Source organism: Streptomyces sp. NPDC031554, from assembly GCF_055580685.1.
The window spans coordinates 253342-278139 of sequence record NZ_JBVIKX010000007.1 but is presented as its reverse complement, the minus strand read 5'-3'; the positions used below and the strand labels follow the sequence as shown (position 1 = coordinate 278139).

The 24798-nt window shown below is 73.5% G+C and carries 17 protein-coding genes and 1 pseudogene; 3 read left to right on the top strand and 15 right to left on the bottom strand.

Annotated features, from left to right (window positions below; genetic code table 11):
• Positions 1–21: 21 nt before the first annotated feature.
• The 9 genes and pseudogenes from ACZ5FU_RS20480 to ACZ5FU_RS20440 form a co-directional block, all read right to left on the bottom strand.
• Complete coding sequence (locus ACZ5FU_RS20480) at positions 22–1398, bottom strand: NAD(P)/FAD-dependent oxidoreductase (RefSeq protein WP_451530802.1); 1377 nt, start codon at positions 1396–1398, stop codon at positions 22–24.
• Positions 1399–1837: 439 nt separating this feature from the next.
• Positions 1838–3556: a PP2C family protein-serine/threonine phosphatase gene (locus ACZ5FU_RS20475; protein ID WP_468836497.1), complete on the bottom strand. Its 1719-nt coding sequence runs from the start codon at positions 3554–3556 to the stop codon at positions 1838–1840.
• Positions 3553–4596 (bottom strand): SpoIIE family protein phosphatase, encoded by a 1044-nt coding sequence (locus ACZ5FU_RS20470; protein ID WP_468836499.1) that lies wholly within the window; start codon positions 4594–4596, stop codon positions 3553–3555. The genes ACZ5FU_RS20475 and ACZ5FU_RS20470 overlap by 4 nt, the downstream gene beginning before the upstream one ends.
• Positions 4596–5039, bottom strand: coding sequence for an anti-sigma regulatory factor (locus tag ACZ5FU_RS20465; RefSeq protein WP_451530805.1), 444 nt, complete (start codon positions 5037–5039; stop codon positions 4596–4598). The genes ACZ5FU_RS20470 and ACZ5FU_RS20465 overlap by 1 nt, the downstream gene beginning before the upstream one ends.
• Positions 5036–5452, bottom strand: coding sequence for an STAS domain-containing protein (locus ACZ5FU_RS20460; RefSeq protein ID WP_451530806.1), 417 nt, complete (start codon positions 5450–5452; stop codon positions 5036–5038). Before ACZ5FU_RS20460 ends, ACZ5FU_RS20465 begins: the two co-directional genes overlap by 4 nt.
• 62 nt (positions 5453–5514) lie before the next feature.
• A pseudogene (locus tag ACZ5FU_RS20455) lies at positions 5515–5697 on the bottom strand (hypothetical protein); the annotation flags it as partial.
• Positions 5698–5909: 212 nt separating this feature from the next.
• On the bottom strand, positions 5910–6296 hold the full coding sequence (locus ACZ5FU_RS20450; RefSeq protein WP_451530807.1) for an STAS domain-containing protein: 387 nt from the start codon (positions 6294–6296) through the stop codon (positions 5910–5912).
• 483 nt (positions 6297–6779) lie between these two features.
• Positions 6780–9404, bottom strand: coding sequence for a PP2C family protein-serine/threonine phosphatase (locus ACZ5FU_RS20445; RefSeq protein ID WP_468836546.1), 2625 nt, complete (start codon positions 9402–9404; stop codon positions 6780–6782).
• Between the two features lie 59 nt (positions 9405–9463).
• Entirely contained in the window at positions 9464–13735 is a 4272-nt protein-coding gene (locus ACZ5FU_RS20440) for a hybrid sensor histidine kinase/response regulator (protein ID WP_451530808.1), read from the bottom strand.
• Positions 13736–14338: 603 nt separating this feature from the next.
• Here ACZ5FU_RS20440 and ACZ5FU_RS20435 point away from each other — a divergent pair.
• Positions 14339–14710, top strand: a complete 372-nt coding sequence (locus ACZ5FU_RS20435) for a PRC-barrel domain containing protein (RefSeq protein WP_451530809.1) — start codon at positions 14339–14341, stop codon at positions 14708–14710.
• A 44-nt stretch (positions 14711–14754) separates the two neighbouring features.
• Entirely contained in the window at positions 14755–15198 is a 444-nt protein-coding gene (locus ACZ5FU_RS20430; RefSeq protein WP_451530810.1) for an ATP-binding protein, read from the top strand.
• A 46-nt stretch (positions 15199–15244) separates the two neighbouring features.
• Here the strand turns inward: ACZ5FU_RS20430 and ACZ5FU_RS20425 are convergent, their stop codons facing one another.
• Both ACZ5FU_RS20425 and ACZ5FU_RS20420 read right to left on the bottom strand, forming a co-directional pair.
• Entirely contained in the window at positions 15245–15679 is a 435-nt protein-coding gene (locus tag ACZ5FU_RS20425; RefSeq protein WP_451530811.1) for an ATP-binding protein, read from the bottom strand.
• A 206-nt stretch (positions 15680–15885) separates the two neighbouring features.
• Entirely contained in the window at positions 15886–17790 is a 1905-nt protein-coding gene (locus tag ACZ5FU_RS20420; RefSeq protein WP_451530812.1) for an AMP-dependent synthetase/ligase, read from the bottom strand.
• A gap of 171 nt (positions 17791–17961) precedes the next feature.
• Between ACZ5FU_RS20420 and ACZ5FU_RS20415 the strand changes: the two genes are divergently transcribed.
• On the top strand, positions 17962–18195 hold the full coding sequence (locus ACZ5FU_RS20415; RefSeq protein ID WP_451530813.1) for a DUF6480 family protein: 234 nt from the start codon (positions 17962–17964) through the stop codon (positions 18193–18195).
• A 109-nt stretch (positions 18196–18304) separates the two neighbouring features.
• Here the strand turns inward: ACZ5FU_RS20415 and ACZ5FU_RS20410 are convergent, their stop codons facing one another.
• Genes ACZ5FU_RS20410 through treS form a run of 4 tightly spaced genes read right to left on the bottom strand, consistent with a single transcriptional unit; the run spans position 18305 to position 24770 of the window.
• Entirely contained in the window at positions 18305–19393 is a 1089-nt protein-coding gene (locus ACZ5FU_RS20410) for a glutamate--cysteine ligase 2 (RefSeq protein WP_451530814.1), read from the bottom strand.
• A 57-nt stretch (positions 19394–19450) separates the two neighbouring features.
• Positions 19451–21658: a 1,4-alpha-glucan branching enzyme gene (gene glgB / locus ACZ5FU_RS20405; RefSeq protein ID WP_451782092.1), complete on the bottom strand. Its 2208-nt coding sequence runs from the start codon at positions 21656–21658 to the stop codon at positions 19451–19453.
• Between the two features lie 3 nt (positions 21659–21661).
• Entirely contained in the window at positions 21662–23023 is a 1362-nt protein-coding gene (locus ACZ5FU_RS20400) for a maltokinase N-terminal cap-like domain-containing protein (protein WP_469046119.1), read from the bottom strand.
• Positions 23024–23051: 28 nt separating this feature from the next.
• Positions 23052–24770, bottom strand: a complete 1719-nt coding sequence (gene treS, locus ACZ5FU_RS20395; protein ID WP_469046117.1) for a maltose alpha-D-glucosyltransferase — start codon at positions 24768–24770, stop codon at positions 23052–23054.
• Positions 24771–24798 lie beyond the last annotated feature (28 nt).

Here is a 24798-nt window from a genome sequence, read left to right as displayed (position 1 = left end):
CGCCGTGCTCTCCCGCCCGCCTCAGCCGGCCCCGGGGCGCCCGCCCTCCACCTGGGCCCGTACCTGCTCGGGCGTCAGGTAGGTGTCGGTGTACTCGAAGTCCTTCAGCTTCGCGGGCCGCCGGGCCTGGAAGCCGGTGCGGACGAAATCGTCGCCCGCCACGGCGTTCAGCGTCCAGTTCGTCAGGACGCGCGCCTTGGCCACTCCGGTGCGCAGCGCCCCCCAGTGGTACCCGCGGGCCACCACCTGCGCGGGCAGCCCGTGCAGCTCGACGCCGAGGGGCTTGGACACGGCGTCGGTGCCGCCGAGATCGACCACCAGCCCGAGGTCCTTGTGCGCGTACGGCCGCATCGCCTGGCCGCGCAGCCGCGCGATGACGTTGTCGGCGGCGACCTTGGCCTGCCGCATCGCGTGCTGGGCGGTCGGCGGGCAGACGGCGCCCGCCTCGCCCTTGGTGTCGTCGGGCACGGCCGCGGCGTCGCCGAGCGCGAACACCCCGTCGTGGCCGGGCAGGTCCATGCGCGAGGTGACCGCGAGCCGTCCGCGGACCGTCTCCGCGCCGAGCGTGGCGATCAGCGGGCTCGCCACGACACCGGCGGTCCAGATCAGCGTGCGGGTCGGCACCACGCGGCCGTCGGTGAAGGTGACCTCCTCGGGCCCGGCCTTGGCGATGGACACCCCCAGCGACACCTCGATGCCCCGCCTGCGCAGCACCTCCTGCGCACTGCGGCCGAGCTTGTCGCCGAGTTCCGGCATCAGCTTGGGCGCGATGTCGATCAGGTGCCACTTGATCAGGCTCGGGTCCAGCCGGGGGTAGCGCTTGACCGCGTTGTGGGTGAGCAGCTGGAGGCAGGCGGCGGTCTCGGTGCCGGCGTAGCCGCCGCCGACCACCACGAACTGGAGTCGCGCGGCCCGCTCGGCGGGGTCGTTGCTGGCATCGGCGAGGTCGAGCTGGCTGATGACGTGGTCGCGCAGGTAGGCGGCCTCCGCGAGCGTCTTCAGGCCGAAGGCGTGGTCGGTCAGCCCCGGGATGTCGAAGGTGCGGGTGACGCTGCCGGGCGCGAGCACGATGTGGTCGTAGGGCTCGTTGACGATCTCGTCGGTGATGGTCCGGATGACGCAGACCTTCGACCGCAGGTCCACGCCGACGGCTCCGCCCGGGATGATCCGGGTGCGGTACTTCTCGCTGCGGCGCAGCGACAGCGCGATCGACTGCGGGGTCAGCACCCCGGAGGCGACCTGCGGCAGCAGCGGCAGATAGAGCTGGTAGGCGAACGGCGTCACCAGGGTGACGTCGGCCTCCGCGGCGGCGAGTCTGCGTTCCAGACGCCGAACGCACCCCACTCCCGCGAAGCCCGCGCCCACCACCAGGATCCTGGGTCGTGTCACGATGTCCATCCCTTTCTGCGGCTCCAGGCGGTCTGCCTCGACGTTGTGCGGGTGCCCACCGGACGGCCTTTTCGCACACCGCCGATCCCACCGCGACCGGAGCGGTCGCGCCAGCCGGACGGAGCATGCAGACGAACGCCTGCCCCGGGGCCCCGTGGTACCCGTACGACGACCCGGTACGCCCCGGGCCTTCGGGCGGGCCGGCGCGCACGGGGAGGGCGGCTGCCGGAGGGCGGGGACGCGGGGTGCGCGGTGCGCGGAGGGTCCCGGCGACGGCCGGCGGACGAGCCGTCCGGCGGCGGTGCCCGACACCGTGACACCGCCCGGCCCACCGCCCCGGAGCGGGGCCCCTCCGGCTTCCGCGGCCCGCCGCCGCCCCCGCCCGACGGTGACCGGGGGGACCGGGGGGGCCGGTGGCGGTGACCGTCGGGCGGGGGAGTCGCCGCCGTCAGCCCGCCCGCACCGCCTCGCCGTCCGCGCCGTCGAAGTGGCACAGCAGCAGACACACGTCGTCGTCCCGCTCGGAGTCGCTCAGCATCGGCCCCAGGATGCGGTCGGCCGCGCCGTCGAGGTCCGCGTCCAGCGCGCCGGTGCGGAAGGAGCCGAGGGCTGCCGCGAGCCGTTCTATGCCCGGGTCTATGCCCTGCGCGCGCCGCTCCACCAGCCCGTCGGTGTAGAGGGCCAGCGTCGAGCCGGGCACCAGCGGCACCGTGTGGTCGGCGATCTCCTGGTGCAGCGGGATGCCCAGCATCGCCCCCGGTTTGGCGTCCAGCGTGCGCACCCGTCCGTCCGGGCCGCGCAGCACGGGGGGCGGGTGCCCCGCGGCCGCCCACGTCAGCACCTGCTCCTCGGGCTGGAAACGGGCGATGACGGCGGTGGCGTACAGGTCGGGCTGGAGGTGGTGCAGGAAGGTGTGCAGCCGGGTCAGCAGCACACCGGGACTGCCGCCGTCGACGGCGTAGGCGCGCAGCGCGGTGCGCAGCTGGCTCATCATCACGGCCGCGTGCAGCCCGTGTCCGGTGACGTCGCCGATGACGGTGATGAGGCTGCCGTCGGGCTGCCGGAACGCGTCGTACCAGTCGCCGCCGATGTTCAGCCCGTACGTCGCCGGCAGGTAGCGGGCCGCCAGGCGCAGGCCGGGAGTGGCCGGCAGATCGGTGAGCAGGGCCCGCTGGAGGGTCTCGGCGATGTCCCGGTTGTGCTCGAAGCGGCGGGCGTTGTCCAGGGCGATGCTGGCCCGTCTGGTCAGTTCGACCAGCATCACGGCGTCGTCGGGGTCCCAGCGCTCGCCCGGCGGCGTCAGGGTCAGCACGCCCAGGGGGGCGCCGCGGGTCGGCAGCGGGACGCACAGCAGCGGCCGGTCGGGGCGCAGCGCCGACGGCGGCTGGTCGTCGACGCCGGGCAGTCCGCCGGGGTGCGCGGCGGCGTACTGGGGGCGGCCGGTCCGGGCGGCGACCACCGCGGCCGCGGGCTGCGGGGCGGGGGGCTGCCGGTCGTCCTCGGCGTCGAAGAGCCAGACGTCGGCCGTGCGCGCGTATTCGGGCACCAGCAGCTCGGGCAGCCGGCGCACGATCTCCTCGTGGTTGAGGGACGCCGTCAGCACCGCGCTGGAGTCCGCGAGGAACGTCAGCCGGCGCCGGGCGCGCTCCGCCTCCTGGCGGGCCGCGCGTTCGGCGGCGAACGCCTCGCGCTGGGCCCGCCCGGCCGCGTCCAGCTCGGCGTGCAGCGCCAGGACGCCCTGGTTGGTCTGGTGCAGCTCTTCCCGGTGGAAGGCGACCAGCTCCTCCTGCCCGGCGAGCCGCTCCAGCACCAGGGCGGTGTCCTCGTCGGCGCCCAGCAGGGCCTCCGCGAGCACCCCGGTGTCCTCGGCCGGCCAGGCGGGCACCGGGGGGTCGGCCGGCTCGGGACAGGGCACGCTGAAGCACCACGGCGGCTCCGCGGCGGCGGGCAGCGGGGCGACCTCGACGCGCAGCAGGTCCCCGTCCGCCTCCAGGCGGAGCCGCCAGCTGCCGCCCTTGGTCAGACACTGGCGCAGCCGCCCGCTGAGCGCGGCCGCCAGCCGGGTCCGCTCCAGCGGGGCGACGCCGTACGCCGCGGCCAGCCGCGCGGCGGCGATCCGGGCGCGCGCCGCGTCGGTGACGGTGGTGATCTGCCAGGTGCGTGTCATGTGTGGTCCGGCGGGGTCGGGGACAGGACGGCCACGGTGGTGTCGTCACGTACCGGGCGGGCGGAGCTGCTGGTGTCACGGATGATCACCGCGGCCGTCACCGCGGGGTCGGCCGTCGCCGGCCGGGGGTCGTCGGGCGGCGCCCAGCGGCTGGGCAGCCCGTCGCTGTGCAGGATCAGCAGCCGGTCGGCCGCCCAGGGCGCCGCGGTCTCCGGCAGCCTCGTCGGGCGGTGCACGCCCACGATGCCGGGCCGGGAGAGCAGATGGCGCCAGGAGTCGCCCTCGCGCAGCCGCGCCCCCACGTTGCCGATCCCGGCGAACCGCAGCAGCTCGGACCGCGCGTCGAGCTGCGCCACCGCGACGGCGGCGCCCCGCGTGCCGCGCAGCGCGGCGTCCAGCCGGTGCATGATCTCGGCGGGCGGGAACTGGGCGCAGCGGTGCAGCTCGTCCACGGCCGCCGTGGAGGCGCGGGCCGCCTGCGGGCCGTGGCCCAGCCCGTCGGCGAGCATCAGGGTCAGCAGGTCGCCGGCCCGCACCCAGGTCCAGGCGTCCCCCGACCACTCGGCGCGGGCGAGGGGGACGTTCACCCCGCCGGCCCGGGCCGGCGCCGGGTCGTCCGGACCGGGCCGCGCGGCGGCGCCGAGCCGGGCCAGCGCGACCGTGCCGCGCCCCGGCACGCTGTGCAGGTCGAAGCCGTCGCAGACCTGCCGGCACGTCCCCAGCCCGGCACCCAGGGAGCCGGCCGTGGAGAACCCGTCGCCGAACGCGGCCGGTACGTCGGCCATGCCCGGGCCGTGGTCCACGGCGGCTATCTGCACCACGGTCCCGCCCCGCCCGGCCGGCGGGGGGACCAGGTCGACGAGCAGCCGGCCGCCGCGGGCGTGCTTGAGCAGGTTGGTGGCCAGCTCCGTGGCCACCAGCGCGGCCGCCGCCGTGCGGTCCTCGTCGAGGCCGACGAGCACCGCGGCCTCCTCGGCGGCCACCCGTGCGTCGCGCACACGCGTCGAGTCGTGCACCGGCACGTCCCACACCCTGGGCATCAGAACTCCTCACGGGGTCGGGGCGTCCTGGCCGCCCAGGAGGCCACGGTGATCGTCGTACCGGCACCGGGGGTGCTGTCGACGGCGAACTCGTGCACCAGCCGCCGGGCGCCGCCGAGCCCCATGCCGAGCCCGCCGCCGGAGGTGTAGCCGTCCCGCAGGGCCTGCTCCACGTCCGGGATGCCGGGGCCGGAGTCGGAGAACACCAGCCGCAGCCCCGTGGCCCGGCCGTCGGCGAGCGGCACGGTCCGCACCTCTCCGCCCCCGCCGTACACCAGCGTGTTGCGGGCCAGCTCGCTGGCGGCCGTGACCAGTTTGGTCTGCTCCACCAGTCCGAAGCCCTGTGCGGCGGCGGCCTGCCGCACGTGCTGCCGTACCCACACCAGGTCCTTGTCGGAGCGGATCGGCAGGCGGGTCTCGACGCCCGCGGCCGTCCCGCTCACCGACACTCCCGGCGCGGGCCGCCGGCCGCCGCGGTGTCCGTCCGCCCGAGGAGCTCCAGGGCCGCCTCCGTGCTCAGGGCGGTGCGCGGGCCCGGCGGCGTCAGCCCGGGTCCCGCCGGCGTGAACGCGACCGCGGGCCGCATCGCGGCCACCACGGTCCGCGCGCCCGGCAACCGCGCGTCGGCCGCGATCTCGGCCGGCACCCGCCCCGGGAAGGAGCCGACGGCCTCGACGCCGGAGATGTCGATGACCACACCGGCCACCCTGCTGCGGGCGGTCGGCTCCCCGGTGTCCTGCCGGAGCTGCTCCGCCGTGCCGTCGTGGAGATCCCCCTGGAGGGTGAGCAGCAGGACGTCGCCCGGCCTGAGCACCGGTACGGGGGCCCCGTCGACGCGGGGGAGGTCGTCGTTCACCGCGGGCCCGCACCGCCGGGTGCCGCCCGCACGATGTCGGCGCCCAGCCCGTGCAGGGCGTGGGCCAGGGCGTCGGCGAGGCCGCGTCCCGCCTCCACCGCCTCGTCGCGCGAGACGGTGAACACGGCGCGGAACAGGGGTTCGTCGGCCCAGCGCTGGGCGATCCGCTCCCGGCGGCGGCTCAGGAAGGCCCCGACCTCCTCCGTCGGTGTTCCCCGCGGTGCGGTCGCCTCTTGCTCCGGCACTGCGTCACTCCTCTCTGCGTCCTGCCGTCGCACACCGCAGGACGGCCGGCGGGACGGTGTCCGTCCGCGGCGGCCGGACGCGCGCCGCGACACCGCGGCACCCGCCGCCGGCCTCGCTCACTCTCTTGCCCACCGCACATAGTTGTCAAATGACAACTGTCCGCCGGTCGTTGGCCGCGCCCCGCGGGGCGCTGCCGACGACCGGCCCGGCTCTACGGGGCCTCGGGAGAGGACTGCATGCGGTCGATGAGCGCCAGGGCGTCGTCCACTTTGTCGGAGATGGGGACCGTGATGCTGACGCCGGTCAGGTCCAGGACCCGGCGCACGGCGGGTGTCGGATCGATCACGTGCACGCTGCCGGGCAGTTCCCGCGCCTCCTGGTACACCCGCAGGATGATGTTCATGCCGGAGGAGTCCATGAACGGCACCTCCGACAGGTCCAGCAGGAAGTGGCGCCTGCCGTGATGGAGCTGGTTCGCCAGATGGGCCTGGAACTCGGTCGCGGTGTCGAGGTCCAGATACCCCTCGACCGTGACCAGGGCCACGTCCTCGCGGGGCAGGGTGACCTCGACGGACAGCGGGTTCTGGGCGATGGACACGGGTACCTCCGAAGACTTACGGTCCGGGCTCTGCGCACCGGCGGACGGCTGCGCCGCGCGGCCGGAACCCCGGCGGACCGGTGGTGCACCGGCCCTCGGCCCGCGCACCGCGTCCACCACCCGCGGATCCCGGCCTCACGCCGCGCCTCGGCGGATACCCCCGAACGGCACCGCCATGCCTGCTCGGCCGGGTGAACCGCTCGGGACCTGTCCGGCGCCTCGCGGTCCGGGCGAGCGGGGCCCGGCACGCCCTCCTCCGGAGGGGTGCCCCGGCGGCGTCGCCGTCGGCCCTCGGCTCCCCCCGCCCGGTCACGCTCGCGCGGCAACCCGGGCGGCGCCCCCGGCCGGGGCGTCGCCCGTCGCCCGGCCGCGCTCGTGCGGGGGACCGCCGTCGCGCCGACGCGGAGCGTCGGCACCGGACGACGACGCCGCGGACGCGCGTGCGGGCCCCTCACGTCCGCGGCGTGATCCGAACGGCGGGCCCTAACCGAGCCTGATGCCCACGATGCAGGTGTCGTCGTCCGTGTCGGACCTGCTGTGGGTCAGCAGCCGGTCCAGCTGCTGGTCCAGCGACGGCTGCGCCGAGCGCGCCTGGCTCAGCAGCTGCGTCAGCGACTCCTCCACCGAACGGTCCCGCCGCTCTATGAGGCCGTCGGTGTACATCAGCAGCGTGTCGTCGACCGCCAGCTCGATCTCCGCCTCCTCGTACGAGGTGTCCGGCACGGCGCCCAGCAGCATCCCGCTCAGCAGGGGCAGCGGGGCGGCGCCCGAGCCGCGCACCAGCACCGGCGGCAGATGGCCCGCCCTGGCCCACCGCAGGGTGCGCCGCACCGGGTCGTACAGCCCGCACACCGCCGTCGCCGTGACCGCGCCCGTCAGATGGTGGGCGACGATGTTCAGCCACGACAGCAGCTGGCCCGGACCCGCGCCGGTCACGGCGAGACCGCGCAGCGCGTTGCGCAGCACGACCATGCTGGTCGCCGCCTCGATGCCGTGTCCGGCCACGTCGCCGACGCACAGCATCACCAGCCGGGACGGCAGCACGACGGCGTCGTACCAGTCGCCGCCCACGAGGTGCTCCTCCTCGGCCGGCCGGTAGCGGACCGCCACCTGCAGGCCGGCCATGTCCAGCGGCGCCCGCGTGGGAGGCATGATCGCGTTCTGGAGCTGGAGCGCCAGCCGGCTGCGCTCGCTGGCCTGCTGCTCGGTCTGGACGAGCTGGTCGCGGGTGGCGGCGAGCGCCACCTCCGTCCAGTGCTGGGAGGAGATGTCCTGGTACGCGCCGCGTACGGACACCAGCTGGCCGTCGGTGTCCAGCACCGGCTCGGCGACGACGCGCACGTGCCGGGTCACCCCGTCCGGACGCTGGAGCCGGAAGGCGGCGGACGACGGACGCAGATGGTGCAGCAGCGTGCGCAGGAAGCGGCCGATGGGGACCGCGTCGTCCGCGTGGGCGTAGGCCCCCAGTTCCTCCAGCCGCACCGGGGGACTCGACGGTTCCCGCCCGTACAGCGCGTACAGCTGGCCGTTCCACGTGGTCTCGCCCGTGAGGACGTTCTCCTCGAAGCCGCCGATCCGGCCGAGGCGCTGGGCGTGCTGCAACAGACTCGCCAGCCGTGCCGTCTCGTCCTCGATGCGCCAGATGAGCAGCACGCAGGTGCCGTGCCGGCTGATGCTCAGGTCCGCGACCGCCGACAGCGGCACCTCGTCGACGAGCGCGGTCAGGCTCATGCGGCGGGCCCGGAACGGCTCGCCCGTCGCGTGGACCCGCTCGATGCGCTGGAAGAGGTCGCTGTCGCCCGCCGCCATCGGGTAGGCCTCCAGCAGCAGGGCGCCGTTGACGACGGCCCGCGGCCGGCCCGCCGGGTCGAGGAAGTGGTCGTTGACGTGCTGGATGCGGAAGTCCACCAGCCGCCCCGCCGCGTCGACGACCGGCACGAGCACCAGCGCCGGGTCGTGCAGGCCGTCCGCGAGGTCCATCAGCTCGGCGGCGTCCGGCAGCATCCGCTGCTCCCGGTCGACGGCCTGGGCATGGGGGTATGCCTGCAGCGTGTGCGCGCACAACTCGGCGAGCGCCTCCACCTGGCGCACCACCTGCGGCGGCTGCTGCTCCAGGAACGACGGCCAGGCGATCTCCAGGACACCGTGGATCCGGCCGCCGGTCCCGGCGGGGACGGCGACCCGGCCGCCCTCCGGGTGGGCCTGCCGGCCGATGGTGGGCAGCCCGGTCTGCGCGAGCGAGCCGATCCATTGGCCCGCGTGCTCGGTGAGGCCGAGCCGGGCCACCGTGGCGACGTCCGGCGGGACGTAGTGCCAGCGGGCGGCCTCGACGGGGGTGAAACCGGCGCTGCCGGCGAGGGTCAGCGAGCCGTCGGAGCCGGCCGCCCAGATCGCCACCGCCACCGCGCCCAGCGGTCCCAGCGCGTGCTGGAGCAGCGAATCGGCGACGGCCTGCGTGTCGTGGGCCGCCAGCGCCCCGCTCTCGGCCGCCCGCAGCCGCACGGCCGCGGACTCGTCGGCCGCCACGTGCCCCGTCACGGCCGCCAGGAAGGCGTCGGTGACCTCGGAGACCCGGTCCCGGGCGGCCTGGTTGATGACGTCGACGGCGAACTCCAGGGGCGTCGTCCCCGCCTGCCCGGCCAGCTCGGTGAGCTGCCGGGCCGCCTCCGCGGGTCCGCAGCCGAGCCGCTCCACGAGGATGCCCTTGGCCAGCTCGACCAGCGCCCGGCCCTCGGCCTCGGCCTGCGCCGCCCGCACCTCGCGGCGCAGCCGCTCCACGGTGGCCGCCAGCCGCCCGACGGAGGAGGGCTCCTTCTCCCGCTCCCGGCCGGACACGGGGACCGGCTCCCGCGCGCTGCCGGAGGCCACCTCCGGCAGGGACGCGGCGGCCGGGTCCCCTGTGGCCGGGTCCTCGGCGGTCGAGTCCCCGGCTGTGGGGGACCCGACCGCCGGGCCCTCGTAGGTGCGGACCTCACCGGCGAGGCCGGGTGCCCCACCGGGCGCCGCGGCCGGGCCGCGGCCCGGCGCGACGCGCGCACCGGCGGCGGGCGTCGCGGAGGAGGCGGGCTCGGCCGGGCCCCCGGCCCGTTCTGGCTGCTCTTCGGACATGTTCACGGTGCGATGACTCCTCGGCCGGTGCGCCTGCTGCTCGGACGGGCTGACCGCCCTCAGGCGGTCAGCCAGCGGCGGACGCAGGACATGAGATCGTGCGTGTCCACGGGCTTGGTGACGTAGTCGCTGGCCCCCGAGGCGAGACTCTTCTCCCGGTCGCCCGGCATCGCCTTCGCGGTCACCGCGATGATGGGCAGGTCGGCGTACTGCGGCATGGTGCGGATCTCCGCCGTGGCCGTGTACCCGTCCATCTCCGGCATCATCACGTCCATCAGCACCAGTGCGATCTCCGGGTTGGCGCGCAGCGCCTCGATGCCCTCGCGCCCGTTCTCCGCGTGCAGCACCCGGATGCCGTGCAGCTCCAGGATCCCGCTGAGCGCGAACAGGTTGCGCGCGTCGTCGTCGACGACGAGGACCGTCCGGCCCACGACGGCGTCGTCGACGGGCTGCGGCGCCACGGGCTGCGGCTCGTCCTGGCGGACCAGGGCGAGGACGTCGCCCGGCTCCTCCGCGGACAGGTGCAGCGTGATGCGCTCGCGCAGTTCGTCCAGGCTCGACAGGAACTCCAGCGGCCGGCCCGCGGACCAGGACCGCAGCGCCTCCTCCTGGGCGAAGTCCGCGCGGTGACCGCTGTGCACGAGCACCGGCACATTGGTCAGCGCCGAGTCGCCCTGCAGGGCCTCCAGGAAGCGCGAGGCCTCCGCGTCGGGCATCCCCAGTTCCAGCACCACGCAGTGGCACGGCTCGGCGGCCAGCGCCCCCGCCGCCTCCTGCGCCCCCACCGCGGTGACGACGTCGACCGGCGGCGCCGGAGTGCCGTCCTCCCGGCCGCCCGCGACGTCGGCCACCACGCTCTCGGCGACCAGCGTCAGCAGCCCGCGGGGCCGCTCCTCCACCACCAGCAGCCGGCGCGGACGCCGGGCCGTGCCCGAGGACGCGGGCAGGCTCAGGGGGTGCGCGGCGTCCTCCGGGGTCCCTTCCTCGCCGTCGCGCTCCACCGGCCGGCCGCCGGCGATCACCTCCGCGAAGTCCCCGCGGGCCACCGGCAGATACAGCGTGAACGTGCTGCCCTTGCCGGGCGCGCTGTCCACCGTCACGGCACCGCCGAGCAGGTGGGCGATCTCCCGGGTGATGGACAGTCCGAGGCCGGTGCCGCCGTACTTGCGGCTCGTGGTGCCGTCGGCCTGCTGGAAGGCCCCGAAGATGGTCTCGAGCTGCTGCTCGGGGATGCCGATGCCGGTGTCCTTCACCCGGAAGGCCACCACCGTGCCGCCGCGGACCACGCCCGCCGGCACCTCCTCCGCGGCCACCGGTTCGATACGCAGTTCCACGCCGCCCTGTTCGGTGAACTTCACCGCGTTGGACAGCAGGTTGCGCAGCACCTGGCGCAGCCGGGAGTCGTCCGTCAGCAGGTCCGCGGGAGCGCCGGCGGCCGTGCTGATCGAGAAGTCGAGGCTCTTCTGCGTCGTCATCGGCCGGAACGTCGCCTCGACGTACTCGATGAGCTGCCGCAGCGGCACCCGCTCCGGGGACACGTCCATCTTCCCCGCCTCGACCTTCGACAGGTCCAGGATGTCGTTGATCAGCTGGAGCAGGTCCGAGCCCGCGGAGTGGATGATGCCCGCGTACTCCACCTGCTTCGGCGTCAGGTTGCGGGAGGGGTTCTGCGCGAGCAGCTGGGCGAGGATCAGGAGGCTGTTGAGCGGCGTACGCAGCTCGTGGCTCATGTTGGCCAGGAACTCGGACTTGTACTTCGACGCCAGCGACAGCTGCTGGGCGCGCGCCTCCAGCTCCTGCCGCGCCTGCTCGATCTGGAGGTTCTTCGCCTCGATGTCCCGGTTCTGCGCCACGAGCAGCGAGGCCTTCTCCTCCAGCTCGGCGTTGGAGCGCTGCAGCTCCTCCTGCTGGGACTGCAGCTCCGCGGACCGCGTCTGGAGTTCGGCCGTCAGCCGCTGGGACTCGCCGAGCAGCTCGTCGGTGCGGGCGTTGGCCACGATCGTGTTGACGTTGACCCCGATGGTCTCCCTGAGCTGTTCCAGGAAGTCCCGGTGGATCTCCTTGAACGCGGTGACCGACGCCAGCTCGATGACCCCGAGCACCTGCCCCTCGAACAGGATCGGCAGCAGCACCAGCGCGCTGGGCTCCACGCTGCCGAGCCCCGAGGAGACGACGACGTACCCGGCGGGCAGGTCGTCGACCATGATCGTACGACGGCTGCGCGCGGCCTGGCCGACGAGCGAGCGGCCGAACGGGATCCGGGTCGGGCGGGAGTCGTCGTCGGGGTAGCCGTAGGCACCCACCAGCCGCAGCTCCGGCCCCTTGACGCCCTCCTCGGCGAGGTAGAAGGCGCCGTACTGGGCGGAGACCAGCGGCACCAGCTCGTCCATGATCAGTTCGGCCACCACGGGCAGCTCGCGGTGCCCCTGCATGAGCCCGGAGACCCGGGCGAGGTTGGTCTTGAGCCAGTCCTGCTCCTGGTTGGCGAGCGTCGTCTCGCGCAGGGACCCCACCATCGAGTTGATGTTGTCCTTGAGCTCGGCGACCTCGCCGGAGGCCTCGACCGTGATCGAGCGGGTGAGGTCGCCCTCGGCGACGGCGCTCGTCACCTCGGCGATCGCCCGCACCTGGCGGGTGAGGTTGCCGGCCAGCTCGTTGACGTTCTCGGTGAGGCGCTTCCAGGTGCCGGAGACACCCTCCACCTCGGCCTGGCCGCCGAGGCGCCCCTCGGTGCCGACCTCGCGGGCGACGCGGGTGACCTCGTCGGCGAAGGCGGAGAGCTGGTCGACCATCGTGTTGATGGTCGTCTTGAGCTCGAGGATCTCGCCGCGCGCGTCGACGTCGATCTTCTTCGACAGGTCGCCCTTGGCCACCGCCGTCGTCACCAGCGCGATGTTGCGCACCTGGCCGGTGAGGTTGTTGGCCATGGAGTTGACGTTGTCGGTGAGGTCCTTCCAGGTGCCCGCCACGTTCGGCACGTGGGCCTGGCCGCCGAGGCGTCCCTCGGTGCCGACCTCGCGGGCGACGCGGGTGACCTCGTCGGCGAAGGCCGACAGCGTGTCCACCATGGTGTTGATGACGTCGGCCAGCGCGGCGACCTCGCCCTTGGCCTCCACGGTGATCTTCTGCGACAGGTCGCCGCGCGCCACCGCCGTGGCCACCTGTGCGATGGAACGCACCTGGCCCGTCAGGTTCGACGCCATGACGTTGACGTTGTCGGTGAGGTCCTTCCAGGTGCCGGAGACGCCCCGGACCGTGGCCTGTCCACCGAGGTTGCCCGCGGTGCCGACCTCGCGGGCGACGCGGGTGACCTCGTCGGCGAAGGCGGAGAGCTGGTCGACCATCGTGTTGATGGTGTTCTTGAGTTCGAGGATCTCGCCGCGGGCGTCGACGTCGATCTTCTTCGACAGGTCGCCCTTGGCCACCGCGGTGGCCACCTGGGCGATGTTGCGCACCTGGGCGGTCAGGTTGCCCGCCATGAAGTTGACCGAGTCGGTGAGGTCCCGCCAGGTGCCCTTGACGCCCTTGACGTCCGCCTGGCCGCCGAGGCGTCCTTCGGTGCCGACCTCGCGGGCGACGCGGGTGACCTCGTCGGCGAAGGCGGAGAGCTGGTCGACCATCGTGTTGATGGTGTTCTTGAGTTCGAGGATCTCGCCGCGGGCGTCGACGTCGATCTTCTTCGACAGGTCGCCCTTGGCCACCGCGGTGGTCACCTGGGCGATGTTGCGCACCTGGGCGGTGAGGTTTCCGGCCATGAAGTTGACCGAATCCGTCAGATCGCGCCAGACACCGGCCACGCCGGGCACCTGCGCCTGGCCGCCGAGGCGTCCTTCGGTGCCGACCTCGCGGGCGACGCGGGTGACCTCGTCGGCGAAGGCGGAGAGCTGGTCGACCATCGTGTTGATGGTGTTCTTGAGTTCGAGGATCTCGCCGCGCGCGGGCACGTCGATCTTCTGCGAGAGATCGCCCTTGGCCACCGCCGTCGCCACCTGGGCGATGTCGCGGACCTGGGTCGTCAGGTTGCCCGCCATGGCGTTCACGGAGTCCGTGAGGTCGGCCCACGTGCCCGACACCCCCGGCACCTCGGCCTGGCCGCCGAGGGTCCCCTCGGTGCCGACCTCGCGGGCCACGCGGGTGACCTCGGAGGTGAAGACGGAGAGCTGGTCGACCATGCCGTTGAACACGGTCGCGATGTCGCCCATCAGGCCTTCGCCGTCGGCGGGCAGCCGGGTGCCGAAGTCTCCGTCCCGTACGGCGGTCAGCCCGGCCAGGAGGCGCCTCAGCTCCTGGTCGCCCGGTGCTTCGGCGGCCTCGGTGGCGTTGCTGGTCATGCGTACCCTCGTTCCGCTCCCCAGGAGCCCCCCTGGCGGGGGCTCGGAACCGGGCCGTCCAAAGGAGACGGTGCTCGCCGGTTGTGCGTCCATTTTCGCAGTTCACGGATGTGCGCGAAGAGATAAATCCGCCGCAGGCTAACCCATCGGCCCGCGGCGGAACAAAGTGTCGCATCACCTGGGGCGCACAGAAGATTCACCGGTCGCACATGATGCATGCGGGGCCTGAAACGGGGTAGTCGAAAGGATTTTGACGGTGCGCCCGACACGGTGTGCCCGACGCCGGGGCCGCGGCCCGGCGGGCGGTCCCGGAACCCGGCGGACCGGCCCCGCCGACTCGCCCCCCGGGGCGCCACCGCAGGCCGGGGCGGCGTCGGAGGAGGCCGTTCGCGGGTCCGGCGAACCGCCTGGCCGGAGGCCGTCGACCCGGCCGTCGACCCGCTCCGTCCGCCCCCCGCTTCCCGGCCCGTGCCGTGCCGGACGCGCCGCCGCCCCGCGTCGTCCCGCGCGGCGCGGACGGACCGGGGCCGGACGGTGCGAAGCTCTCCGAATGCGGCCGCGACGGAGGGGTATCAGGCCTGTGGAACGCGAGAAGGGAGCAGCGTGACCATCGACAACATCTGGTCCTACCCGTCGGACAGCGGGCGTGCCGAAGGACAGGACCTCACGGGGTACGGGGTGGTGGGGACCGACGGCACCCTGGGGCACGTCGAACGGGAGGACGGCCACCACGGCATGTGGCACCTGGTCGTCGACACGGGCGTCTGGCTGTTCGGCAGGAGCGCCGTCGTCCCGGTGGGCGTCGTCACCTCCGTCGACGAGGCCGAACGGAAGGTCTCCGTCGCCTGCACCGTGGACGAGGTCAAGGAGGCGCCGCGCTTCCACACCGACAGCGAGACGATGGACCCCGACTACCTGACGGCCGTCGCCGACTACTATCGACGCCTGATGCCGCACGGGACGACGACCGCGTGACCGTGGCGCGGTTTCCCTGACGGTCGTGTCGTGAGGTTCGTGCCATGAGGGGAGAGGAACTCCTGCCCGCCCGGGCGGCGGAGACCGCCCGGGTCACGACCGCGGCCTCGGCACGGGCCCACGTCCGCGCCCTGGTCGACGCCGGCTGGGACGCCGCTACCCGGCCGGCCGCGGAACGCGACCTCATCGACCTGCTGCTCGTCGTCTCGGAGCTGGTCGCCAACGCCGTCCGGCACGGCGGCGGCCTGGCCGGCTTCGAGGCGGCACCGGCACCGGACGGGGTACGGCTGTCCGTGCACGACCACAGCGACGTCGTGCCCGAGGCGGCGTACGGCCCCGGCACCCTGCCCGCCGGCCACCGCGGCAGCGGCTACGGCTGGCCGCTGATCCTGCGCCTGGCCCGCGACATCAGCATCCGTCCCCACCCCTCGGGCGGGAAGACGATCACCGTCTTCGTGCCGATCGGGATCGAGACCGGGGCTCCCTGACGGACGGACGACCCCGCGACGTCCCCTCCGGGCACCGCGGCCCCGGTCACCACGGCAGGAAGACGTGGACGTCCTTGCCCTCACCCGCGGACACCACGCTCACCTGGCTGCACAGCGTGTGGATCAGGTGCCAGCCGATGCCACCGCCCCCGGCGTCGGGGTGGAAGGGCCGCGGGGCCGGCGCCGTGGGGTTGGTGTCGTGCAGCGTCACGTGCACCCCGTCGAAGGTGGGGCGCAGGTGCAGCGAGAAGGGACCCGGCGCGTACTGGACGGCGTTGGAGGCCAACTCCGTGACGATCAGCACGATGTCGTGCCAGCACTCGGGCGCCGCGGGCGGAGCCGCCCGGGCGAGGGCGCGCAGGAAGTCCTCCGCGGCCAGGCGCGCACCCGTCACGTCCTGCGGGGCACCCGCGAAACGGGCGGTGCGGCCCGGGACCGCCCAGGACGCCGGTGAGTCATTACCACGGGGCTCGGTCGCCATGTCGTCGTGCGGCCCTTCTTCGGGACCGTCGTCCTTTCTCGTGCGGCTCTCTCGTCGCCTCTGCACAGGGTTCCCTGGGCGGCGCGGCCTACGCGTACCGCTCCCGGCGGCGTGAGCCGACCACGTACGGCACCGCGTCGACCGCGCAGCGTGCGCCGGCCCCCCTCCCCGCCCGCCCGGCGTACGGAGAGGGGCCTCGCGGCACGTCAGCGGAACACGTCGTCGGAGTCGTCCCAGCTCAGCACCTCGGTCGACGGGTTCTCCCGGGGCACCCGCACGCGGGCCCGGTACATCGCCTCGATCTCGGCCGCGTAATGCTGCACGATCGAGTCGCGGCGCAGCTTCATCGACGGCGTCAGCAGTCCGTTGGCCTGGTCGAACGGCTCCGGCAGGACCCGGAAGACCCGGATCGACTCCGCCCGGGACACCGCGTTGTTGGCCGCGGCCACCGCCCGCCCGACCTCCTCCCGCAGCGCGTTCTCCTCCCGCGCCTCCCGGCCGGCCCTGTCGCCCCCGTACGGCGGCAGGTTGCGGCGCCAGTGCGCCAGGAACTCCGGGTCCAGCGTGATCAGCGCGCCCACGCAGGGCCGGTTGTCGCCGACGACCACCGCCTGGTGGACGAGCGGGTGCAGCCGCAGCCGCTGCTCCAGCGCGGTCGGGGCCACGCTCTTGCCGCCGCTGGTGATGATCACGTCCTTCTTGCGGCCGGTGATGGTCAGGAAGCCCTCGGTGTCCAGGCGGCCGAGGTCCCCGGTGGCCAGCCAGCCGCCCCGGAACGCGGCCCGGGTGGAGGCGTCGTCGTTGACGTAGCCCTGGAACAGCGACGGGCCGCGCACCAGGATCTCCCCGTCGTCGGCCACCCGGATCTCCGTGCCCGGCAGGGCCTGCCCCACCGTCCCCGACTTCTCCCGGCCCAGCGGCTGCATGGTGATCCCGCCGCTGGTCTCCGTCAGGCCGTACCCGTCGTGGACGTAGATGCCGATGCCCTCGTAGAAGAGGGACAGGTCGCGGTGGAGCGGCGAGCCGCCCGACGTCGCCCGGTGCACGCGGCCGCCCAGGGCCGCGCGGAGCCTGCGGTACACCGTCCGCTCGTACACGGCGTGCTGGAGCCGCAGGTCGAGGCCGGGGCCCGAACCCCGGCCCAGCCGCTGCCGTTCGACGGCCGCCGCGAAGTGCCGGGCGGTGTCCGCGGCCCGCTCGAACAGCGCGCCGCGGCCCGCCTCCTGGGCCGCCCGCAGGAAGTTCTTGTAGATCTTCTCGAAGACCGACGGGACCCCGTACAGGTAGGTCGGGCGGAAGGAGCGCAGGGCCTCGGAGAGGGCGTCCCCGCTCAGGTCCGGCTCGTGGCCCATCAGGATCCCGCCGCGCAGGCACAGCCCCTGGACCATCAGCCCGTACACGTGGGAGAACGGCAGGAAGGCGAGGACGGACGGCTGCTGTCCGGGCGGCCCGGCGGTGTCCCCCCAGCCGGCCAGCAGGGTGTCGCAGGGCGCGGCCAGGCCGCGGTGGGTGAGCGCGCAGCCCAGCGGGCGGCCCGAGGTGCCGGAGGTGTACGCGATCACCGCGGTGGAGTCCGGCAGCACGATCCGGCGCAGCGAGTCGACGGTGGTCCGCGGGACGACCTCACCGCGCCGGGTGAGCTCCTCGAACGCCCCGGCGTCGAGCTGCCAGACGTGCCGCAGGGCCGGCAGCACCGCGCACACCGAGCCGACCGTCATGACGCTCTGCTCGTCCTCGACGACCACCCCCACGCAGCCCGCGTCCCGCAGGATCCACTCGACCTGGTCGCGCGAGGACGTCGGATGGACGGGGACGACCTCGGCGCCCACCGCCCACAGGGCGTGGCCGAGGACCGTCCACTCGTAGCGGGTGCGGGCCATGACCGCCACCCGGTGGCCCGGCGATATCCCCGAGGCGACGAGCCCCTTGGCCAGATCCAGGACCTCGTCCCGCAGCTCCGCGGCCGTCACCTCCTCCCACGGTCCGCGGGGCGCGGACCGGCGCGCGAGCACCGGCAGGGACGGGGTGCGGGCGGCTGTCTCGAAAACGCTGTCGGCGAGCCCTCCGGTCAGGGGCGAGGCGGCCGGGGGAGCGAGGGCGACGTCGCGCATGCGCTGCTCCTGACGGGTACGGGCTGTGACTCCGCCGACGGGAACTGTCATCGGCGGTGGTCGGAATGTAGCTCAGGCAGGAGCGGTTGTGGCCGGGAACGCACAACTATTCCACGCGGATGATCTCGGCGGCGGACTGTTGGCGGCCGCCGGTCCGGGGACCCGGGACACATGACCCACATCAATCCGGACCCCGACCCGCGACGCAGCACCGGCCTCGAACCGGGCGGCGGCGTGCCGCCGGGTGAGACCCCGCCCGCGGAGAGCAGCATGCCAGGGGCCGGCCCCCGGGAGACCCACAATCCCCCCACGGGCTGGGCCAAGGGCCCGCTCACCCTGATCATCGTCCTCGTCGTCCTGGTCGCGGCCTTCTTCCTGGCCTACGCCCTGATCCTCATCTTCTGACCACCCGGCCGCCGGCCCGCCGCCGCGTGGCCGGGGGCCGTCACCACGCGCTCACGAAGCCGCGGTCCCGTGACCACGCGCGACGACGCGTGTCGCAGAAACGCGCGGTTCAGCCCTGCGTGTGCCGGACGCAGCCGGTGACGACCTCGCGCAGGCTGCCCGTGCGCTCCCACAGCTCACGCTGCGCCGTCGCCCCGTTGCCGTGCCGCAGCAGGTCCGCGCAGGCCGCGCGCACCCTCTTGAGGTCCCCGTGGTCGGCCAGCGCCTGCGACACGTGGGCGAGCAGGGCCTCCACCACCGCCTCGGCGGGCGCGGGCCGCAGGGTCGCGGGGTGCAGCAGGTCGCCGGTGAGACCGGACCTGGCCGCCCGCCAGCCCGCGAGCCGGAGCAGGCTCACGCTGTGGTCCACCGGCTCCCGGCCGGCCCGCCACTCGCGGGCCGCCGTCTCGACGAGCCCGCGTACCAGGGCGGCGACGAGCACGGCGCCGTCCGCGCGCAGACAGACGTCCGAGACCCGGACCTCCACCGTCGGATAGCGGGCCGACGGCCGGGCGTCGAAGTAGACCATCGCCTCGTCGAGGATGGTGCCGGTGGCCACCATGTCCGCCACCCGCCGGCGGTAGCGCTCCGCCGAACCGAACAGCTCGGTCGGACCGGCCGACGGCCAGCGCTGCCACACCTGGCTGCGGTAGCTGCTGTACCCCGTCTCGTTGCCCTGCCAGAAAGGCGAGTTGGCGCTCAGCGCCAGCAGCACCGACAGCCACGGCCGGATCCGGTCGACGACCGCGACGCCCTCCTCGTCGGACTCCACCGACACATGGACGTGGCAGCCGCAGACGAGCTGTTCACGGGTGGCGATGCCGTACTGCTCCGCCATCCACCGGTAGCGCGGGTTCATGCCGACGGAGGGGCGCACCGGCAGCGGCGACGTCGCCAGCGCCGCCACCGTGCACCCGATCTCCCCGGCGTGCCGGGCCGCCTCCGCGCGGATGCGGACGATCTCCTCGCCGAGTTCGTCCATGCCCGACTGCGGCCGGGTGGCGAACTCCAGCATCTGGTCGTGGAGCTCCTTCTCGAAGACCTCCGGTTCGGCCCGGTCCCGGGTGGCACGGGCCAGGACGGCGGCGGAGAGCGCCCGCGGCTCTCCCGTCTCCGGGTCGACGAGGAGGAGTTCCTCCTCGACTCCGACAGTGCGCACGTGACGCTGCCCTTCTGCCGGGGGTGGTACGCACCCGACTGCCCCGTCCGGCCCGGTTCACACGACCGTGGGCGTCAGCCACATCGTCGCCAGGGGCGGCAGGGTGAGGGTGATCTCCCCGTTCTCCGGCTTCACCCCGTCGAACAGCCGCACGTCACCGCCGCCGTAGCGCACGTCGTCGGTGTTGAGGGCCTCGTACCAGACGGGGACGTCGTCCGGGACGGCCAGCCGGTAGTCGTGGCGCACCACGGGGGAGAAGTTGCTGACCGCGAGCAGCGGGACACCCTCGGCGTCGTGGCGCAGGAACGCGAGGACGTTGTCCTCGGCCGCGTCGCAGAGCACCCAGCGGAAGCCGCCCGGGTCGGTGTCCCGCTGCCACAGCGCCGGGATGGCGCGGTAGCGCGTGTTGAGGTCGCGGACCAGGTCCCGGACCCCGCGGTGGTCGGCCGAGGGGCCGTAGTCCTCGTCGAGCAGCCACCACTCCGGGCCGTGCCGCTCGGACCACTCGGCGCCCTGGGCGAACTCCTGCCCCATGAAGAGGAGCTGCTTGCCGGGGTGGGCCCACATGAAGGCGAGGTACGCGCGGTGGTTGGCCCGCCGCTGCCACCAGTCGCCCGGCATCTTCGACACCAGCGCCTGCTTGCCGTGCACGACCTCGTCGTGCGAGATGGGCAGCACGTAGTTCTCGCTGTAGGCGTACACCATGGAGAAGGTCATCTCGTGGTGGTGGTACTTGCGGTGCACCGGCTCCTTGGCGATGTACTCCAGCGAGTCGTGCATCCACCCCATGTTCCACTTCAGCCCGAAGCCGAGGCCGCCGCCGTCGGTGGGCCGGGTCACGCCCTCCCAGGCCGTGGACTCCTCCGCGATGGTCACCACCCCCGGGCAGCGCCGGTAGACCGTCGCGTTCATCTCCTGCAGGAACGCCTTCGCGTCCAGGTCCTCCCGGCCGCCGAACACGTTCGGCGTCCACTGCCCGGAGTCCCGCGAGTAGTCGAGGTAGAGCATGGAGGCCACGGCGTCGACCCGCAGCCCGTCGATGTGGAACTCCTCGCACCAGTACACGGCGTTGGCGACCAGGAAGTTGCGCACCTCGGTGCGCCCGAAGTCGAACTCGAACGTCCCCCAGTCCGGGTGCTCGGCCCGCTGCTCGTTCCCCGGTTCGTACAGCGGGTCCCCGTCGAAACGGGCCAGTGCCCAGTCGTCCTTGGGGAAGTGCGCCGGCACCCAGTCCACGATCACGCCGATACCGGCCCGGTGCAGCGCGTCGACCAGGTGCTTGAAGTCGTCGGGCGACCCGAGCCGCGAGGCCGGGGCGTAGAAGCCGGTGATCTGGTAACCCCAGGAACCGGAGAACGGGTGCTGGGCGACCGGCATGAACTCCACGTGCGTGAAGCCCAGGTCGTTGACGTAGGCGGGCAGTTCCTCGGCGAGCTGACGGTAGTTCAGTCCCGGTCGCCAGGAGGGCAGGTGGACCTCGTACACCGAGAACGGCGCCACGTGCACGGGCACGTCCCCCCGGTGCGCCATCCACTCGGCGTCGCCCCACTCGTGGTGCGAGGCGTGCACGATCGACGCGGTGTCCGGCGGCACCTCCGCGTACCGGGCCATCGGGTCGGCCTTGAGGAAGCGATGCCCGTGGCGCGAGGTGATCTCGAACTTGTACCGGGTGCCCTCGCCGACCCCGGGCAGGAACAGCTCCCACACCCCGGACGAGCCGAGGGAACGCATCGGGAAGGCGGTGCCGTCCCAGTAGGTGAAGTCCGCGGCGACCCGCACCCCCCGGGCGTTCGGCGCCCACACGGTGAACCGGGTGCCGGCGACGCCCTGGTGGGTCGTCGGCTCGGCACCGAGCGCCTTCCACAGCTGCTCGTGCCGGCCCTCCCGGATCAGGTGCAGATCGAGGTCGCCCAGCGCCGGCAGGAACCGGTAGGGATCGTGCACCTCGCACTCGTCGCCCTCGTACGCCACCAGCAGCGTGTACGCGGGGATCTCCCGCAGCGGCAGCACGGCCGCGAAGAGACCGTCGCCCTCCGACACCAGCGGGGTGCGCTCGCCGTCCACCAGGACGGCGACCGAGCGCGCGAAGGGGCGCAGCGCCCGGAACAGCACGCCGCCGCCGGGCACGGGGTGGGCGCCCAGCAGGGCGTGCGGGTCGTGGTGCGCGCCCGCCAGCAGGCGTCCCCGGTCGGCGGGGTCGAGCGCGGGCGCCACCGGCGGGCGGGGGCCGGCCGACTCGGGCAGGGAAGAGTCACGCAGAGCCATCGGTCAGCCTCCTCGGACGGCGAGTCGTTCGATCGCCGCCATGGGTACGGGTAGCCAGTCGGGACGGTGCCGCGCCTCGTACAGCACCTCGTAGACGGCACGGTCGGTCTCGTAGGCACGCAGCAGGGCGTGCTTCTTGCGGGGATCCCAGCCGGAGCGTCCCGCGTACCCGGCGCAGAACGCCTCCCGGCAGCGGCGGGCCCATTCGGGACGCCAGGGACGGCGCTGCCGGGCGGCGTAGTCGAACGAGCGCAGCATGCCCGCGATGTCCCGGACCGGGGAGTGCGCGCTGCGCCGCTCGGCGAGCGGCCGCGAGGGTTCGCCCTCGAAGTCGATGACGAACCACTCGCGTCCGGCGCGCAGCACCTGGCCCAGGTGCAGGTCGCCGTGGATGCGCTGGGCCGGCGGGCCCGCGTCGCAGGCGGCGAGCGCGCCGAAGGCGCTGGTGAGTCCGGGGACGTAGGGACGCAGGGCCGGTACGTGGTGGGCGGCGGCCTCCAGCCGCTCGGTCATCCCGGCCGCCGTCCGCGCGTTGTCGCCGAGCGGCCCGGCGGGGAAGGCCGCGGCCAGCGCGAGGTGCACCTCGGCGGTGGCCCCGCCCAGCGCGTGGGCCTGGCGGGTGAAGTCCTCCCCGCGGGCCAGCGCGTCCAGGGCCAGCGTCCAGCCGTCGGAGGCGTCGGGAAGGAACGGCTGGAGGACACCGAGCGTCGCCTCCTGCGGATGGGTCGTGCGGTACCAGGCCACCGGCGCCGGCACCCGGCCGCACCCCTGTCCCGCCAGCGCGACCGGCACCTCCAGGTCGGGGTTGACTCCGGGCTGGATGCGCCGGAACACCTTGAGGATGAACGCGTCGCCGTAGACCAGCGACGTGTTCGACTGCTCGGCCTCCAGCAGCCGGGGCGCCAGCCCCGCCGGCACGTGGACCGACGGGTCGGACTCGAAGGACAGCGGACCCAGCGGCCCCGGATGCCGCAGCCGCTCCAGCAGCAGGTGCGCCGACCGCGGGTCCTGCAACGCGTCGTGCACGGTCAGCCCGGCCAGCGCCCCCTCCTCGACCTTGCCGATCAGGGCCCGGCCGAGCCGGGGGGACAGGTGCTCCTGGATGCCCAGGAGCAGCTGGTAGCAGTCACCGGGCGGGGGAGTGCCGCCCGGTGAGGGCACCCCCGACTGGGCTGTCTGCACCAGCAGGTGCAGACAGCCCGGATACAGCTCCGTCATGGAGAGCAGACGCAGGTCGTTGAGGGGCCTGTCCTTGCCCGCGAACCAGCGCTGCCGGGGCAGCCACTCGCGCAGCAGCGCCCCGAGCGTCCCGGTGGAGCGGACGCCGACGGCACTGCCCGGGCTCAGAGATGCGGTCTTCTGCATGGTGACGCGTCCTTCCCTCGGCGCACGCTCACAGGCGCCGGCCGACGCGGGATGCGGCTCGGGTGAGCCGGAACCAGTAGAAACCGTGTCCTGCGAGGGTGAGCAGGTAGGGCAGTTCACCGATCGCCGGGAAGCGGACCCCGCCGAACAGCTCGACCGGGTGGCGGCCGTCGAAGCGACGCAGGTCCAGTTCGGTGGGCTGGGCGAAGCGGGAGAAGTTGTGGACGCACAGCACCAGGTCGTCCCCGTGCTCGCGCAGGAAGGCGAGGACGGCCGGGTTGGAGGAGGGCAGTTCGGTGTAGGAGCCGAGGCCGAAGGCGGGGTTCTGCTTGCGGATCTCGATCATGCGGCGGGTCCAGTGCAGCAGCGAGGAGGGCGACGCCATCGACGCCTCCACGTTGGTGACCTGGTAGCCGTGGACGGGGTCCATGATGGTCGGCAGGTACAGACGGCCCGGGTCGGAGGTGGAGAAGCCCGCGTTGCGGTCCGGTGTCCACTGCATGGGGGTGCGGACGGCGTCGCGGTCGCCGAGCCAGATGTTGTCGCCCATGCCGATCTCGTCGCCGTAGTAGAGGATCGGCGAGCCGGGCAGGGAGAGCAGCAGGGCGGTGAAGAGCTCGATCTGGTTGCGGTCGTTGTCGAGGAGGGGGGCGAGGCGGCGGCGGATGCCGATGTTGGCGCGCATGCGCGGGTCCTTGGCGTACTCCGCGTACATGTAGTCGCGTTCCTCGTCGGTGACCATCTCCAGGGTCAGCTCGTCGTGGTTGCGCAGGAAGATGCCCCACTGGCACCTCGCCGGGATGGCGGGTGTCTTGGCGAGGATCTCCGACACCGGGTAGTGGGACTCGCGGCGGACGGCCATGAAGATGCGGGGCATGACGGGGAAGTGGAACGCCATGTGGCACTCGTCGCCGCCGGAGGCGTAGTCGCCGAAGTAGTCGACGACGTCCTCGGGCCACTGGTTGGCCTCCGCCAGGATCACGGTGTCCGGGTACTGCGCGTCGATCTCCTTGCGGACCCGCTTGAGGAAGGCGTGGGTGGCCGGGAGGTTCTCGCAGTTGGTGCCCTCCTCGGCGTAGAGGTAGGGCACCGCGTCGAGCCGGAAGCCGTCGATGCCGAGGTCCAGCCAGAAGCGGAGGGCGGCCAGGATCTCCTCCTGGACGGCGGGGTTCTCGTAGTTGAGGTCGGGCTGGTGGGAGAAGAAGCGGTGGAAGAAGTACTGCTTGCGGACCGGGTCGAAGGTCCAGTTGGAGACCTCGGTGTCGACGAAGATGATGCGGGCGTCGGCGTACTGCTTGTCGTCGTCGGCCCACATGTAGTAGTCGCCGTAGGGCCCGTCGGGGTCCTTCCTGGACTCCTGGAACCACGGGTGCTGGTCGCTGGTGTGGTTCATGACGAAGTCGATGATGACGCGCATGCCGCGCTGGTGGGCGGCGTCGACGAACTCCACGAAGTCGGCGAGGTCGCCGAACTCGGGCAGCACGGCGGTGTAGTCGGAGACGTCGTAACCGCCGTCCCTCAGGGGGGACTTGAAGAAGGGCGGCAGCCACAGGCAGTCGACGCCGAGCCATTGGAGGTAGTCGAGTTTGGCGGTGAGGCCCTTGAGGTCGCCGACGCCGTCGCCGTTGCTGTCCTGGAAGGAGCGGACGAGGACCTCGTAGAAGACGGCACGCTTGAACCAGTCGGGATCGCGGTCCTTGGCCGGGGTGTCCTCGAAGGTGTCCGGGACGGGGGAGTTGACGGTCATGGCGCTCTGGGGTCTCCGCTCTGCGCTG